Origin of the sequence: Krasilnikoviella flava (assembly GCF_900167525.1) — a bacterium.
GTDB classification, from domain to species: Bacteria; Actinomycetota; Actinomycetes; order Actinomycetales; family Cellulomonadaceae; genus Isoptericola; species Isoptericola flavus.
On record NZ_FUZQ01000001.1, the window covers coordinates 307,004 to 322,746 of the forward strand.

9 protein-coding genes are annotated in these 15,743 nt (G+C 76.1%); 1 reads left to right on the plus strand and 8 read right to left on the minus strand.

Features of this window, described 5'->3' with window-relative positions; genetic code table 11:
* Positions 1 to 72: 72 nt before the first annotated feature.
* The 6 genes from B5Y66_RS01215 to B5Y66_RS01240 form a co-directional block, all read right to left on the minus strand.
* A complete protein-coding gene (locus B5Y66_RS01215; RefSeq protein WP_079569920.1) occupies positions 73 to 1,254 on the minus strand; it encodes an FkbM family methyltransferase in 1,182 nt (393 codons plus the stop codon).
* Positions 1,255 to 1,267: 13 nt separating this feature from the next.
* Positions 1,268 to 2,737 carry a polysaccharide pyruvyl transferase family protein gene (locus tag B5Y66_RS01220; protein ID WP_079569923.1) on the minus strand — a complete coding sequence of 490 codons (1,470 nt, stop codon included), beginning with the start codon at positions 2,735 to 2,737 and terminating at the stop codon, positions 1,268 to 1,270.
* A 28-nt stretch (positions 2,738 to 2,765) separates the two neighbouring features.
* Positions 2,766 to 5,726 carry a polysialyltransferase family glycosyltransferase gene (locus tag B5Y66_RS01225; protein WP_079569926.1) on the minus strand — a complete coding sequence of 987 codons (2,961 nt, stop codon included), beginning with the start codon at positions 5,724 to 5,726 and terminating at the stop codon, positions 2,766 to 2,768.
* Entirely contained in the window at positions 5,723 to 7,564 is a 1,842-nt protein-coding gene (locus B5Y66_RS01230; protein WP_079569929.1) for a glycosyltransferase family protein, read from the minus strand. The genes B5Y66_RS01225 and B5Y66_RS01230 overlap by 4 nt, the downstream gene beginning before the upstream one ends.
* A 70-nt stretch (positions 7,565 to 7,634) precedes the next feature.
* The gene (locus tag B5Y66_RS01235) at positions 7,635 to 9,572 is read right to left on the minus strand and encodes a polysaccharide pyruvyl transferase family protein (RefSeq protein ID WP_079569932.1); all 1,938 of its coding nucleotides are present in this window, start codon (positions 9,570 to 9,572) and stop codon (positions 7,635 to 7,637) included.
* Between the two features lie 158 nt (positions 9,573 to 9,730).
* Positions 9,731 to 10,090 (minus strand): DUF3499 domain-containing protein, encoded by a 360-nt coding sequence (locus B5Y66_RS01240; protein ID WP_079569935.1) that lies wholly within the window; start codon positions 10,088 to 10,090, stop codon positions 9,731 to 9,733.
* A 125-nt stretch (positions 10,091 to 10,215) separates the two neighbouring features.
* Between B5Y66_RS01240 and B5Y66_RS01245 the strand changes: the two genes are divergently transcribed.
* Positions 10,216 to 10,692 (plus strand): metallopeptidase family protein, encoded by a 477-nt coding sequence (locus B5Y66_RS01245; RefSeq protein ID WP_322788685.1) that lies wholly within the window; start codon positions 10,216 to 10,218, stop codon positions 10,690 to 10,692.
* A 29-nt stretch (positions 10,693 to 10,721) separates the two neighbouring features.
* On the opposite strand, the gene B5Y66_RS01250 is transcribed toward B5Y66_RS01245, so the two are convergent.
* Both B5Y66_RS01250 and B5Y66_RS01255 read right to left on the minus strand, forming a co-directional pair.
* A complete protein-coding gene (locus tag B5Y66_RS01250) occupies positions 10,722 to 12,413 on the minus strand; it encodes a DUF5719 family protein (protein ID WP_139820662.1) in 1,692 nt (563 codons plus the stop codon).
* Entirely contained in the window at positions 12,410 to 15,736 is a 3,327-nt protein-coding gene (locus tag B5Y66_RS01255; RefSeq protein ID WP_176168747.1) for a glycosyltransferase, read from the minus strand. Before B5Y66_RS01255 ends, B5Y66_RS01250 begins: the two co-directional genes overlap by 4 nt.
* Between the last annotated feature and the right edge of the window lie 7 nt (positions 15,737 to 15,743).

Below are 15,743 nucleotides of genomic sequence, written 5' to 3' on the forward strand. Positions count from 1 at the left end.
GTTCAAGTCTCGCCGAGGTAGTTCAAGTCTCGCCGAGGTAGTTCAGGAGCCAGCAGGCGTCCGGGCGCAGGACTACCTCGGCGCGTCTCGGACCACCTGTGCAGGGGCGTCGGCCGCGACGTCGAGGCCGGCGAGCGCGGCGGCGACGGCCGGCGCTCGCCGCTCCCCCGCGAACAGCACGTTGTGGTACCGCGTGTAGACGTAGTCGGCGCCGGTGGCGTACGTGAGGTCCGGCCGGACCGGGTACGCGAGCCCCGCGTCGTCGTCCACCGACCACGCCCGTGCGTAGCCGCTCTCGCCGAGCAGCCCGTAGAGCGTCGCGAAGTCCTCGCGGGAGAGCACCTCGGCGAGCAGCACCGGCTGCTCGGCGGCCAGCAGTCCGCGCGCACCCGCGATGACGTGGCTCTCGTGCCGCTCGACGTCGAGCTTCACGAGGTCGACGCCCGGGCGGCCCTGCTCCCCCCACCAGGCATCGAGGGTGGTGACCTCCACCTCGGACGTCGTGGCCCCGCGCGCCGCCTGACGCTCGGCGATCTGCTCGAACGAGGACCCGGTCGCCAGCCGGGCGGCGCCGTTGTGGTGCAGGGTCAGGGTGCCGGGCTCGGAGGAGACCCCGGTCGCGTGGACGTGCACCCGGTCGGCCAGACCGGAGATCCGCACGTTGGTCTCGGCACGCCGGGCGATGCGGTCCATCACCTCGAACGCGTCGACCACGACGTCGGGCGACGACGCCCCCGCGACCAGCGAGAAGACCCCGGTGTGGGCGCCGACGTCGAGGACGTGCCCGGCACGCGCGGCCAGGACGGAGAACACCGCGGTGGAGAGGGACTCGTAGGCGTTCGGGCCGAACCAGAACGCGACGGCGGCGACGAGGTCGTCCTCGTCGAACCACATCCACGCCGGGCGGGACACGCCCGCCTGCACGAGCACCGGGCCCGTGTACGGATGGGCCCGGCGGAGCGCGCGCAGCTCGGGAGACTGGACCCGGGTGGGGATCGAGCGGCCGGCGCTGAGCCACGGGCGCGCCGCGTGCGCCGCCAGCGTCTGCCGGGTGCCGCGCGCCGGCGGCGTCCCGCGCTCGGCGGGCGCCGCGGACGGGGCCGAGGGCGCGGCGGCGCGCTCGTCGAGCGCGCGCCGCACCCTCCGGTCGACGAGCTCGCGGAGCTCGTCGCCCGCGAGCCGGTCGGCCCACCTCAGCAGGGTCCGGCGGACCCTGCTGCCGTCGTCCGGGGTCGTGCGTGCGGTCCCACCCATCGCTACCTCCTCGTCAGCGGCGCTCCCCGCCCGGCCGGAGCCGACGGCGCACGTACCGTGCGCCGCGGCCGACGGTGGTCGTCGGCGCGTCGGGGTCTGTCACGACCTCGAGCGCCCGGCGCACCTGCGTCGCGCGGGCGGTGTCGCCCTGCGCGTACAGCTCCTCCCGCTGCTCGCGGAGCCACTCGCGCGCGACGTCCGCGCGGTCAGGAGCGGGCGCCGGGGCGGAGGTCGTCGGAGCGGCGGGCTTCGCCGCGGCCTGCGCCGCCTCGCCGCGGGTCTTGCCCTCGAAGGCCATGGTCTTGGCGTGCAGGCGGCTGGACAGCCACACCTCGAGGTCGCCGAGCGGGAGGCACTCGCGCTCGGACGGCGCCTGCCCGGTCAGCGAGCGGTAGATGCGCGAGAGGTTCTCCAGCGAGACCTCGTACAGCCGCTCGCGCTCCTTGCGGGCGCGGTCCTGCATGGCGTCGTAGTCGTCGTGGCAGCGCTCGACGTGGGCCACGATCCGGGCGCCGAGGTCCGGGTCGTCGACGTCGATCAGCAGGTCCTCGATGCCCACCTCGCGGGCGAAGTAGACCATCTTCGGGGAGTTGTCGATCGGCACCACCAGCGAGCCCGCGCCGAACGGGACCATCGCCCCGTGCCCGCGCGTGGACACCACGATCGGCACCTGCGAGAAGTACCGCGGCCCGGACAGCATGTCCCGGCCCTGCGTGTTCATCTCGACGAACGTGAAGTCGTCGAAGCCGTGGGCTCGCAGGTGGTCGACGACGGGGGTGTCGAACTTGGCGAAGAACGACGCGAGCTCGATCTCGTACCCGGCCGCCCTCAGCGATCGGCACGCCTGCAGCACCTGGTCCGCCACCCGGTCGTCCTTCTCCGACGGCGAGCGGGTGATCTGCAGCGTCACGCGCCGCGAGCGCCCGGGGACGGCGTCCGGGCTGCCGGCGCCGTCGACGAGGTGCCGCAAGAACGTCGTCGGGCACGGCTGGAACACGATGCGGTCGTGGAAGCGCGGGTCCACGACCTCCTTGAGGCGTTCGATCGAGCCGTGGTTGCGCATCCCGACGAACGGCGAGCCCTCGATGACCGCCTCGAAGTGCTCCTTGAACTTCGGCGCCAGGCCCCGGTGGTTGCGGTACAGGTTGAATCCGACGGCGAAGACGATCGTGCGCCGCATCCGGCGCGCCTGCGCCACGCTGGACCTGAAGGCCCACCCGGACAGGTCGTGGTTGCGCGGGATGATGACGCCCCCGCCGGCGATGAGGCCGGCGTCGAACGAGTTCGCCTTGTCCACGAGCCGGGGGCCGACCGGGTACCGGCTGTCCGCGCCGTCCTCGACGCGGAAGTACCGCTGCCCGCCGAACGAGTGGAACAGGTAGCGCACCGCCTCGGCCAGGAGCGCGTCGCCGTAGTTGTTGTGGGTGTAGTACTGCCACGAGAACAGCCGGGCCGGTGCGGCCGGGGTCGCCGGGGTCGTCATGGGATCTCCTTGGTGTCTCAGGTCCGGCTCAGGCGGCCGCGAGCGCGTCGCGCCCCGGCTGCCACGCGTCCATCAGCCCGGTGGTGCCCGCCCCGGTGGCGTCGTCCTGCAGGGCGCCGGCGAGCATCCGGGCGTCGGCCGCCGACGGCGCCGCGATGAGCCGCGCGAGGGCGTGCGTCGCGGAGTCCGGGCGCATCGCCAGCATCGGGACGCGTTCGCCGAAGCGGGCGAAGACGTCGTCGACGAAGTCGGCCACGCCCCGCTGGATCTCGGCGTTGCGGCGGTCGGTGGCGACGGTCGGGGCGAGCACGGGCCGCCCGTCCGGGCCGAACCCGTGGCACTCCGGCAGCCCCACCGGGGTCAGCAGGTACTCGAGCGCCGTGCCGTGCCGGAAGAAGGTGCGGTCCTGCGACCATGGCTCGAACCGGGCGCCGGTGATGACCGCGTACTCCAGCGCGTGCTCCATCCCGGTGAAGTACAGCCCGTCGACGCGGCGCCCGAGGCTCGTCATGATCGCCCGCTGCGAGGACCCCGAGTAGCCGAGGTCGACGACGACCGGCCGCTCGGCACCGGCCAGGCGCTCCGCGTAGTGGCCACGGGCGGCGGCGCTGCGAGCGGCGCACGCCGCGGCGACCTCGTCCGCGTGCTCGACCAGCACCGCGGTCAGCGCCGCGGCCCGGTCCCGGCCCAGCGGGGCGTCCAGGTCGGCGACGCCGGCACGCGCGAGCGCCGGCCCGAGCGTCCCGACCACGCCCGCGCCGAACCGCGTCGTGAGCAGCGTGCGCGGGGTGTTCGCCGGGTTGAGCCCGTGCACGAACTGGGTGGCGGCCACGTGCGCCGGGTCACCGGAGAACACCTGGAAGGCGGCACGACGCGACGCGAGCAGGTAGCGGGCCCTGGGCAGCTCGGGGTCGGCCTCGCGCAGCCGCTCGTACACGCGGTGCGGCACGTAGCCGTCGCGCGCCAGGAACGACACGTCGTCGTACCCGAGGTCGCGCGCCTGCCGTGCGACCCACAGCGTCCAGCCCAGCAGGGCGGGCCCCGCGATCCCGTAGCCGAGGGAGTACGGCGTGCCGAGCGAGACGCCGCCCTTCGGGAAGGCCACGAACGGGTTGTCGAAGAACCGGTGCGCCACCACCCCCTTGACGAGGGACAGGCCCTTCTCCTCCCGGAAGCCCTTCCACAGCCCGCCCAGCGCGTGCGTGCGCCGGGCCGCGTCGGCCGCCGCGGGCACGTGCAGGGTCGCGATGCCGCGCTCGGCGGCACGCTCGACGTCGGAGACCGGGTTGTCACCCACGTGCAGCAGGTCGCCGGCCTCGATCCCGAGGTCACGCAGGACCACGTCGTAGAGCGCGCCGGACGCCTTGGTCGCGTCCGCGTCGGCCGACGCGAAGACGAACGCCGGCTCCACCGGCAGGTGCGGGCCCACCAGGTCGAGCAGCTCGTCCGCCGGGTAGAACGTGTCCGATACCAGACCGACCCGCTTGCCGAGCCGGTGCGCGAACAGCATGAGGGCGGCGCCGAGGGCCCGCGGGGCGAGGTGCCGCTGCTCGAGCTCGACCTCCGCGGCGAGCAGCGCCTGGCCGTCGACGCCGCCGAGAAGGCGGGCCGTCTGGTCGGCCACCGCCCCGATGGGGTACTCGTCGCGCTCGGCCCCGGTGGCGCGGTCGGCGGCACGCAGGGTCCCGACGGCCGCGTTCCGGGCGTTGCTGTAGCGCGCCATCGGCGTCAGGCCGGGCGCCAGCTCACGGTCCAGCACGCTCACGAGGTCCGCGGCGCGGGACACCGGCCGGGTCACGAGCGTGTCGAACACGTCGAACGAGACGGTGGCAGCCCCGGACGAGCGCAGCGTGCGGAAGGCCTCGGGCAGCGCCGGGGTGACCGCTCCCCCGACGCCGCGCACGGCGGCGAGCAGCGGGTCCTGCGTCGTGGGCGGCACCGAGTCCACCTGGCGTTCCAGCACCGTCCACGGGTCCACGCCGGAGTCGACCGCGGGCAGCCGCTCCAGCGACGGCACCCGGTCGCGCAGCGCCAGGTAGGTGGCGAGCTGCCCCGTGCGCTCGGCGCCCAGGCTCGCGGCCATCCGCAGCCCGAAGTCGACGTCGAGGAGGAACGACGGCACCCCCAGCAGGTGCGGGGCGGTGAGCAGCAGCGTGGAGTTCACGGCGACGACGGCGGCCGGACGGGAGGTGGCGATCAGCACCTCGAGCGGCAGGTCGCGGTCGGTCATGCGGCTCAGCCCGCCGGCGAGCTCCGCCGGCAGGTCGGCCGCTACCGCCTCGAAGACCTCCGACGCGTGGCGCGGGTGCGGCTTGTAGGCCACCCGGTAGCCCTTGGCGAGCAGGTCGTGGGCCGCCTGGCGGTAGACGTCGACCAGCTCCGCGGTGGAGACAGCGTCGCCCTTCCGGTCGAAGTACTGCTCGACCAGCACCACCGTGTCCGGGGTGAGGCCCGCGTCGTGGCGCCCGCAGGCGCGCTCGAGGGCGCCGGTGAACGCGGTCGCGTCGATCTCCTCGAACAGCTCCGGACGGTCCAGGGCCGACAACGGCGCGAACGCCCCGAGGTAGTGGTGGTACTCGACCCGCACGACACGGTCGAGGAACTGCAGGGGCAGCAGGTTGTCCGGGTACAGCCCGGCCATGCCCTCCTCGAACAGGCTCACGCCCGCGTCGGGGAAAGCCCCGGCGAGCGCGTCCAGCAGCCAGTGCGAGTGCGACAGGAACATCCGCAGCTGGTCGGGAGCCCGCCCGGCGCACAGCCGCGTCATCCGCTCCGGGTCGGCGAGGATCTCCAGGTACTCGGGCGGGTCCGCGAGGAACGAGACGCTCTTGACGCCCCGCAGCCGGCGGATCCGCTCGGTGAGCACCGGCTCGTCCGCCGGGTCCGAGAACAGCACGACCACGTGGTGGTCGTCCTCGGGCCCCACGTAGCGCGACGCGAAGGAGTTGACCGCCGAGTACAGGCCCGTGACGAGATGCAGCGTGGTCATGCGCGGATCCCCACGGCGCGGCGTCCCGCCGTCGTCGCCAGCCGCGCGTAGGTGCCGGCCGACGCCCGGCGCTGGCCGCGCCGCCGCTGCACCTGAGCCAGGATCCGCAGGTTGCGCACCGAGCCCGGCCACCGCTCGAGGTTGCGGCGCACCACCGCCTCGGCCTCGTCGAACCGCCCGGTCTCCATGAGCACCTGGGCCTCGAGCCAGCGCTTGCCGCTCGGCGAGGCAGCGTCGCCGTCGTCGCCCTCCGGCGGGGGCGCCTCGTCACGCGCGGGCCCGCGGGCGGACGACACCTTCTCCGGGCCGCCGTCGCGCGGGGACGCGGCCTCCCGCCGCGCCCGTTCCCGGGCCAGCTGCCAGAGCGTGAGGTAGCCCAGGTAGTCCGGGCCGAGGCGGTCGAGCCACAGGCTCACGAGGGACTCGGGCAGCTCAGGCTCCCGGTTCCACGGCTTGGGCCCCACGAAGTGCAGCACCTTGACGTCGCCCAGCCCGACGACGCCGGGGTTGGACTCGAGCATCCGCCACAGCGTGTTGTACGAGCTGTCGAGCCAGTCGACGTCGGGGAAGTAGCTGTTGAGGAAGCCCTGGTCACCGCCGTCGTAGGACTCGAGCGACCCGTTCTTCGCCATCATGTCGCGGAACACGTCGGCGTCGGGCGTGAACGCGAACACGCCGCTGTTGAAGATCTCCCGGTGCAGCGTGAACCCGAAGTCGGGGGCGGCCGAGAACCCGTCGCGGTCGAAGAGCTCGTCGAGCCCGTCGAGCACCACGGTGTCGGCGTCGAGGTAGACGCCGCGGTCGAGGAAGGTGAGGGCGAAGACGCCCAGCTTGGAGAACGTGTACTCGAACCGGCCCTGGTGCCTGCCGCCGAAGAGCTCGTTGCGGATGCGGGGGGCCCGCACCACGACGAGGTTCTCGGGCAGGAACGGCACGTCCGGGATCCGGTACCCGGCCGGGACCAGGGCGAGGAGCGGGTACGACGAGACCTTCGCCAGGGAGCGGGCCATCGCCAGCGCCCCCCAGAAGTACCCGTCGTCGTCGAAGTACGTCACGTACGCGACCCGGCGCTCGCCCGCGGGCGTCCGGCGCCGGGCGTAGAGGCGCTGGTCGCCGGTCGCGGCGAGGTCGGCGCCCGGCTTGGCCTCCGGCGTCATGCGCGCACCGTCCGCCTCCGGCGCGTGCGACACGAACTGCTTCAGCGGCTCGCTCGCCGCGCCGTCGACGATCGAGGCCTGCGGGTACGCGTCGCGCAGCCGCTTGAGGTGGCCCAGCTCGTAGGAGTAGGCCACGCGGCTCGTCGAGCGCAGCCCGGCGCCGACCGCGTCCTCGGTGAGGATCGAGCGGCGGATCTTGCCGACGTACGTGCCGTCCGTCTGCCCGTCCAGCACCACCAGCCGCTCGAACCCGAGCGACAGCGCCGTGCCGAGCATGACGGTGAGCATGCTCGGCGGGTGCGGGTCGGCGAGGATCTCCGCCGTCGCCCGGTCCCGCACGAGGTAGTCCGCCCAGTCCTCGACCTGGCCGTCGCGGACCATGCCCTCCAGCGTGTGCGCGACGAGCTGCTGCGCGCGACGCAGGTCGGTGAGCACCGCGCCGATCTCGTAGTCGCCGCGGTACGCGGTGGTGCGCACCTTCTGCAGGGCGGCCTGCCGGGGCGGCACGAACCAGGCGGCGATCTCGCGCCCGAACCAGTAGTGGTCCTCGGCGGCGACGTCGCCCTCGCGGAAGACGTACGCGTCGGCCGGCAGGCTCGCGTAGTCGATCTCCTCCAGCGACACGCGCGCCGTCACCAGGACGACGGGACGCGAGACGTCCAGACGGCTGAGAGCCTCCATGGGCCCGCCCTTCTCGGCCCCGCGGGGCCGCCTTGCTCGTCGTGCACCGGGCCCGGCGAGCGGCCGGCTGCTAACCGTCCGTCGGGGCCGTCCCGTGCTCCGGAGGGATCACCCGGCGCGCCGCGGCGCGCACGTGCTCCCAGAGATCTGCCTGGAGGCTACTCACGTCCTGGCGGTATTCCGGCTCCCGGGAGAGAACGTCGACGGAACGTTCCAAGAGTTCATCGCCGAGCCGTTCGGCGTTCACCTCGAAGCCCCACTCGGGCCGCCCGAGGTCCTCCAGGAAGTACCGCATCTTGGGGTGCGAGACGAGGCTGAGCACCGGCGTGCCGAGCCCGAACGGGATCATCGTGGCGTGCCCCCGCATGCCCACGACCAGGGACGCGTCGGCGTACAGCCGGTAGCCCTCGTCGGGCGTCATCCCGTTCATCGCGACCACCGGGACGTCGATCCCGTGCGCCGTCGCGAGGTCGGCCGCCAGCCGCTCGTCGGCGTCGAGGTGCGCGGTGAGCGCGACCTCCGCGCCCCGCTCCCGCAGCGCCGTCACGTAGCCCGCCATGACCTCGAGGAACCGTGGGTATCCCCCAGCGAAACGGCGCTCGCCGCGGTCGAAGGCGGCGTTGACGTAGACCCTCCCGGAGCCGGCGGACCCCTCGGGCGGCTCGGGGTGCACGTGCCGCAGCACCGTGGTGGGGCAGGGCACGTAGGCGACCCGGTCGTGCAGGTCCGCAGGGAGCAGCTCGCGGATTCGTTCGATCGACCCGTGGTTGCGCAGGCCGAGCTGCGTGGCGGCCTCGGCGAGCGCGACGACGTTCTCGCGGAACAGGTCCGTGCGGAACTCCTGCCCGCGGAACAGGTTGTAGCCCACCGCGAAGACGTGCAGCGGCACGTCGAGCCTGTCCAGCGACGCCCGCGGCACGTTCCACTGCCAGCCGCTGTTCCCGTTGGGCGCCGTGTCCGGCAGGAACAGGCCGCCGCCCCCGACGACGAGCGCGCGCTGCGCGTTGGCGATCTCGACGCGCTCGTCGTCGAACACCTGGTGCACGTGGAACGGCACCCAGTCGGGCCGCGCGCCGGTGGCGGCCTCGACGGCCTGCCGCACGGCGTGCGGCAGCGCGACGTCGCCGAAGTTCCCGCCCTCGGGCAGGTACAGCGCCGCGTGCCCGATCCCGCCCGTCGGCGCGTCGCCCGGCGGCGGCGTGACGGGCTCGACGTGGCGGCGCAGCCAGGTCCGGGCGAGCTCGTGGTCGGGGTCGATCTCCAGGGCGCCACGAGCCGCTGCCGCGCCCGCGACGTGGTCGTGCGTGATCCAGCTCGTCTGCGCTCGCACCAGGGCGGCGCGGGTCCTCGCGCGCGGCCCGGTGCCGGCCAGCCGCGCGACGTCCCGCGCGGCGTCGTACCGGCTGGTGGCGCGCAGGAGCTCCGCCACCTGGAACACCGTCGCGTAGTCGAGGAACCCGGGCTCGTCCGCCACCTCGGCGAGCACGTCGAGCGCGGCCCGGTGGTCGGCCTCGGCGGCGAGCGCGACGGCGCGCTCCCGGGCGACGGCGAGGCGGGCCGTCGGCTCGGGGAGCGGGCGCAACGCCGCGAGGTAGACGTCGACGAGGCCGGGCGGCAGCGGGTGCCCGGCGAGGGCGAGGCGGGCGAGCCGCTCCTCGGCGACGACGCCGAGCGCCGCGGTCGTGGCGGCGTGCGCCGAGAGCGTCGCCCGCAGCCCCTCGGCGCGCGCTCGCTCCTCCTCGAGCCCGGCCGCGAGCGCCTGCTCCCGTGCGCTCAGGGAGCGCGCCTGGTCGCGCAGGTCGGCGAGCTCGCCCTGCAGCTTCTCGGCCTCGGCCTCCAGCGCGGCCCGGGCGTGCGCGAGGTCGGCCGACGACGCGGTCCCCTCGAGCTCCTGGCGGGCGAGGCGGCGCACCCGTCCGTCGAGCCGCCGCACGACGGGACGGACGAGCCGCCTGAGGATCTCCGCCGGCCTCCCGCCGGACGGCGCACCGTGCGACGTGGCCACCATGGCGTCAGAGAACCACAGCGTCCGACGGCGCAGCGGGCCGCCGTCGACCTCTGCACGCCATCCTCACAAGGCAGGACCTCCCGGTGAACCGGGGCTGAACGGAGGGGGGCGAGCTGGTCGGCACGACCGACCTGGTCGGCACCGGACGAGGTGAGAGGTCAGTCGCCCTCGGCGCGCAGCACCCGCAGGTGCCCGCGGCGGGCGGTCTCCGTGACGGACGACGGCTCGCCCGCGGGTTCCTGCCGGACGCGACCTGCCTCGCGGACCGCCTCGGCCAGCGCCGACAGGTCGTCGGGCGACGGTGCCGGCTCCTCGAAGGCGGGCGTGAGACGCACGACCTCCCACCCGCGGGGCGCGGTCAACCCTTCGGCGTGCTGGGCGCACAGGTCGTAGCTGTGCGGCTCGGCGTGCTGTGCGAGCGGACCCAGCACGGCCGTGGAGTCCGCGTACACATACGTGAGCGTCGCGACGGCGGCATGCGTGCATGCCGTGCGCGAGCACTGCCTCACCGATCTCACGCGGGGAGAATACGCCGCGCCCGCCGACCCGCGCGCGGGGCTCGCCGGTCGGCGACCGTCGTGACCGCACCGTGACCCGCCGCCCGTTCGCGCGACGGGTGCTCGGCGCCGCATAGGCTCGACGCGTGCAGCATGCCTCCCCGCCCGAGCCCTTCCCGGAGCCGGGCCCCGCGCCCGATCCCGACGCCGCCCCGCCGGTGCGTCGCCGCGACCGTCGCGGTCGCGGCGTGCGGGGTCCGCTCCTGCCGCCGGGGATGCCCGCGTACCGCACCCGGGCGGAGGAGTTCGACGACGTCGTGCTGGACGTGGTCGAGCTGCTGCAGCGCCGCTGGGGCCCGCAGCTGGCCGGGACCGAGTTCGCCGTCGAGGACGTGCCGCCGTCCGAGCCGGCGCCGTGGGAGTCCGACGGAGTCCCGCTGGGCCGCTGCTTCCCCGCCGAGTCGGGCCGGCCCGCGCGCGTCGTGGTGTACCGCCGCCCGGTGGACTTCCGCGCGGCCGACGACACCGACCGGGCGGACCTGGTGCGCGAGGTCGTCGTCGAGCAGGTGGCGCACCTCCTGGCCCGCACCCCCGAGGAGATCGACCCCGGCTACGGCTCCTGACCCGCGGCCGCCACGACGGGCGCGGGGAGTCAGCCGGCGGCGTCGACCGCGCGCACCTCGACGGCGCCAGGGGTGGTGACGGCGGCGGTGGGCGCGACCGCCGCCACCAGCGTGCCGGTGGCGGAGGTGCCGTCGTCGGCCCGCAGGACGGCGGCCCAGGTGACGGCCAGGTCGGCGGCGCCACCGTCCGCGCGGTCCAGGCTCAGCCCGGCGGGCACGGTGCCCTCCGCGGCGACGTCGGACAGGGCGAGCGTCGTCGTCGCGCCGGCCGCGAGCTCCAGCTCGCGGCTGCCGATCTCGGCCCCCGACGCGTCGTAGAGGCGCAGCGTCACCGGCGCGGAGCCCTCCGGGTCGGCGTCCGGGTCCCGGTCCACGGGCACGGCCGCCAGCGCGATCCCGGTCCGCACGCCCCCGGGGACGCCCAGCTGCCCCGCAGGCCCGGCGGCCGCCCTGGTGACCGGCTGCCCCGCCGACCACGCCACGTCGTACGGGGTGCCGTCGACCACGGAGTCCTCGGGCTGCTCGCCCGGCTGGTCCGAGCGGGCGGCGCCCACGACCGGCACGTCGGCGTCGACGACCACCGTGTACGCGCCGTCCGGCAGCCCGCCGAGCGGCACGTCCGTCACGACGCCCGGCTCCAGCTCCACCTCGTCGGCGCCGCGCAGCACGACCGGACCGGACGGGCCGTACACGGTGACCCGGGCCGTGCCGCCCTTCTCGCCCGGCGCGAGGACCCGCAACCGCGGGGCGTGCGGGTCGTCGACCGCCTCGCCCCGGCTGAGCACGGCTCCCACCGCGAACGCCTCGCGCGGCGAGGCACCCGCCGTGAGGACGTCCACGCCGGCCGGCAGCAGGCCGTCGATGGCCTGGGTCTGCAGGCTCGCGTCGACCCGCGCCCCGGCCGCGCGCACGTGCACCGCGAGGCGGTCCTGCTCGGGCGCCACGGACTCCAGCCGCGTGGTGACCTGCTCGTGCGGCGCGACCGTGAACGTCCCCTTGCCCCCGAGCGCCACCGGGCCGCCCGGCCCGTACACGTCCAGGGCTACCGTGGCCGGCTGCTCGGACGGGTTCTGCACCGTGAGCGTGGCGGTGGCGCCCACCTCGGTGCCGCCGCCCACCAGCCACTGGGACGTGGACGGGGCGGCGCAGGCGCCCGCCCCCAGTCCGCGCAGGTCGCCCTGTGTCGTCACCGACCCCATCGTGCCCGCCGCGCGGAACGGCTCGTCGGCCACGGGGGTCGCCCGCAGCACGCGTGTGCTGCTCACGCCGGCCTGTTGCCCCGCCGCCTCGTCCCCGGTGCCGAAGGGCGCGTCGTCCTTGCCGTCGAGACCGGTCGTGCGGGCGCCCTCTGCGGCGCCGCCGAGCACGAGCGCGCCGAGGCCGCTGGTGGTGGGCACCGGGGTCGCGTCGAACTGCTGGTCGCCGACGTCGGCCCCCTGCGGGAGCGCGACGGGCGCCGGGCAGACGAGGGTCGCGTCCGCGGGCTGCACGCCGACCGTCCGTGTCCCGGCGGCGACCGCGCGCTGCTCCGCCCCGGTCCACGACTGCGCCCACTGGTCCCCGAGCACGGCCACCGCAGCCAGCGCCGCGACCGCCGCCACCCCGGTGACCGCGGCCGCCGTCGCTCGCACGCCGCGCCGCACCCGGGTGTCCCGCACGTCTCGTCCTCCGGTCCCCTGCTCCGCCGTCGTCGCCGCCAACCTCTCCTCGGGCGTCGTCATCGTCCCCTCCGCCGTCCGACGGGCAGCGCCAGCAGCGCGTGCACGAGGAGCACCAGGCCCGCCACCGCCAGCCAGGCGGTGCGGTGCGGCGCCTCGTACGAGACGCTCACGTGGCCGCTCTCCGGCCCGACCGCGAAGGCCTGCGTGCCGCCCGCGTCGACCGCCGGGAGCGGGCGTCCGTCGAGGGTGGCGTGCCAGCCGCCGTCCGCCGTCTCCGCGAGCCGCAGGGTGCGGTCCTCACCGCCCTCGGCGAGGCGGCCGCCGGCGCTCGTACCGTCGGACGGCAGGGTACGGACCGCGGCCCGGGGCGCGAAGAACGGCGTCGGCGTGCCGTCGTCTGCCGCGCCGTCGCCCTTCAGCACCGTCGCCCAGCCGGGCGCGGGGCCGTCGGTCGTGACCCGCCAGACGAGCGCGCCCTCCTCGGTCACGCGGGCGAGACCGGGCACCAGGTCGAGCGTCGTCGCGAGCTCCGCGTCGCCGCCGGCAGGCACCTGCACGGCGCCGATGCCGAGCGCCGCGAGCCGGTCCACGACGTCGGTCGAGCGCCCGGTGGCCACTTCCGCGACGACCTGGTCCAGCAACCCGGTGTCGGTGCGCCCGACGCCGGCGACCAGGCCGGCCGCGCGCGCCCGCACCACGGCGGACGAGTCCTCCAGCCGGGTCCCGTCCGCGTGCAGCAGCGCGTAGTCCACCACCGCGGCGCCCGACCCGTCGGCCTCGCCGCCGGGCTGCACGCGGTCGATCTGCAGCACGCGTGCCGACCGTGGCGGCGCCTGCATCTGCGTGCCGACGGCGGGTACCACGGCCGTCTCGGCGGCCCGCAGGTCACCCACGGCGCCACCGCCGGTCGAGCCGAGCGCCCACGAGGCGAGCTGGGTCACCGGCAGCGCGAGCGCCACCACGCCCAGGGCGACGACGCCCGCCCGCACGGCGCGGTGCACGCCGCCGCGCTCCTCGCGGGCGGCGGGCACGGCCGTCGGCGCTCGCCCGGTGGACGGCAGCGCGCAGATCGCGGCGGCGCCCAGCGCGAGCAGCAGCACGGAGAGCCCGACGCCGGGCCAGCCCGTCACGCTGGCGGCGGTGCCGTCGTCCGCGGTCCCGCTCGCCACCGCCGTCGCGACGGCGAGCACCGCGGTCGTCAGGCCGGCCGCCGCGGCCAGCCACGCCAGCCGCACCCCGCGCACCGCGCGCGGGCGCACCAGCGCCACGGCCGCCAGCACCAGCACGGCGCCGCCCAGCAGCGCCGGGCCCACCACGGCGGCCCGCGCGAGCGGACCGTCGGCGGGGAGCCACGGCTCGAACCACGCGGTGTCGCCCGGCAGGCCGAGCAGCAGCTCCACCGCGGTGGGCGTGCCCGACGCGACCATCGGCGCGCCGGGTTCGGCGACGAGGAGCCGCCACCCGCCGCTCGACCACGTGCTGAGCACCTCGCCCCAGAAGGGCAGCGGCACCACCACGGCCGGCAGCAGCACGAGCAGCAGCGACCGCCACGAGCGGCGCACCAGCAGCGCACCGACGCCGATCAGCACCACGGCCACGGGCAGCAGCACGGGGGCGGCGCAGACCGCGACAGCGAGCAGCAGGCCCGCGGCCCCGGCGGCCCCGAGCGACCCCCGGCGCCGGGCGGGCGCGACGTCTCGCGCGTGGGCCCCCACGGTGCGCAGCACGGCGACGAGCAGCCACGGCAGCGTGAGGTGCACGACGACGGCGCCGAGACGGCCCGAGCCCAGCGCGGCGAGGAAGCCGGGCGCCGCCGCCCAGGCGAGCGCCGCGACGGCCCGCACGACGACCGACCGGGTCAGGGCGCCGGCGGCGAACCAGCCCCCGAGTGCGGCCAGCGGCAGCGCGACCAGCACGAGCGCGTTCACCGCCGTCTGCAGCCCGCCGCCGGCCAGCACGGCGAACCCCGCGAGCGGCGCCAGCAGCGGGTCGGCCGGCGCCCGGACCCCGAGGCCGTCACGCACCCAGCCCGACGTCGCCGCCTCCCACACGTCGCCCACGGTGCCTGGGGCCGGGAGCAGGCCTCCGCCCACGACGCGACCACCGTCGGCCAGGACGCCCTGCCACGGGCCGAAGAGCGCGACGTCGAGGGCCAGGACAGCCAGCACGACGACCGCCAGCACCGCGCGCCGCGTGCGCCCGAGCCGGCGCAGCTCGACGCGCTCCAGCTCGCTCGGCGCCCACCGGGCACGCTGCGCCTCCGCGCGGGCGAGCCGCGCGTCCCGGCGCTCGCCGAGCACCTGCCGCCACGTGCCGAGCAGCGGGGCCAGGACCCGGCGCGGCAGGCGCCGGGTGCGAGCCGCGCGTCGTCGGGCGCGGTACAGCGGCACGAGCCGCAGCGCGGTGACCACGGCCGCGAGGATCTCGTCCCGCGCGTGCGCCGGGCGCTTGAGCGCGAGCCGGTACATGGCCGCGAAGGGCGCCCACAGCAGGGTCGCGAGCCAGACGAACGGCAGCAGCGGCAGCGGCGTGTCGACGAGGCGCAGGTAGAGCTGGCTGCGGCGCCGGGCGTAGCGCGACGCCTCCAGGTCCGGCGTCGCGGTGGGTCGGCCGCGCACGCCGAGCAGCGAGGCCTGCGCGTGCTTCACCACGGCGTCCGGCACCACGACCACGCGGTGCCCCGCGAGCCGGGCGCGGCGGCACAGGTCGAGGCCGTCGCCGAACGGGCCGAGCTCGGGGTCGGTGCCGCCCAGCTCGGCCCAGACGTGCGCCCGCACCAGGGACCCCGCGAGACCGACCGCGAGCACGTCCTCCCGCGCGTCGTGCTGGCCCTGGTCGATCTCGGTGTCGTCGATGCCGGTCATGCGCCGCCCCAGCGGCGAGACGGTGCTGCCCACCTCGATGAGCATGCTCGCGTCCGCGGCGGGCGTGCCGTCCTCGGCGACGGGCCAGCGACGCTGCTTGCAGCCCGCGACGGCGACCGCGCTCGAGTGCTCGACGGCGCGCAGCAGGCGGGACAGGGCGTCCGGCTCGGGCGCGGAGTCGTCGTGCAGGATCCACAGCCAGCCGGCCTCGGGGACGCCGACCACCTCGTGGGCCCGGTCCACGGCCTCCCCGAGGCTGCGGACGCCCGACGCCGCGACGAAGCGGGCGCCGCCGAGGCGCAGGCCGGGGTGCGCGGTGGACTCCGCGGCGCCGACGTCCACGACCACGACCTCGTCCGCGGAGCGCTCCTGGCGCGCGAGGGCGTCCAGCGTGGCGTCGAGGAAGGGGGTGCGCCCACGGGTGACGACCACGGCCGTCACGGTGACCACCAGAGGGACGGCACCGGTGCCGTCCAGCGTGCGGTCGCCGACGGTCACGGGCGCGACGGCGGTGGTCACGCCCGGG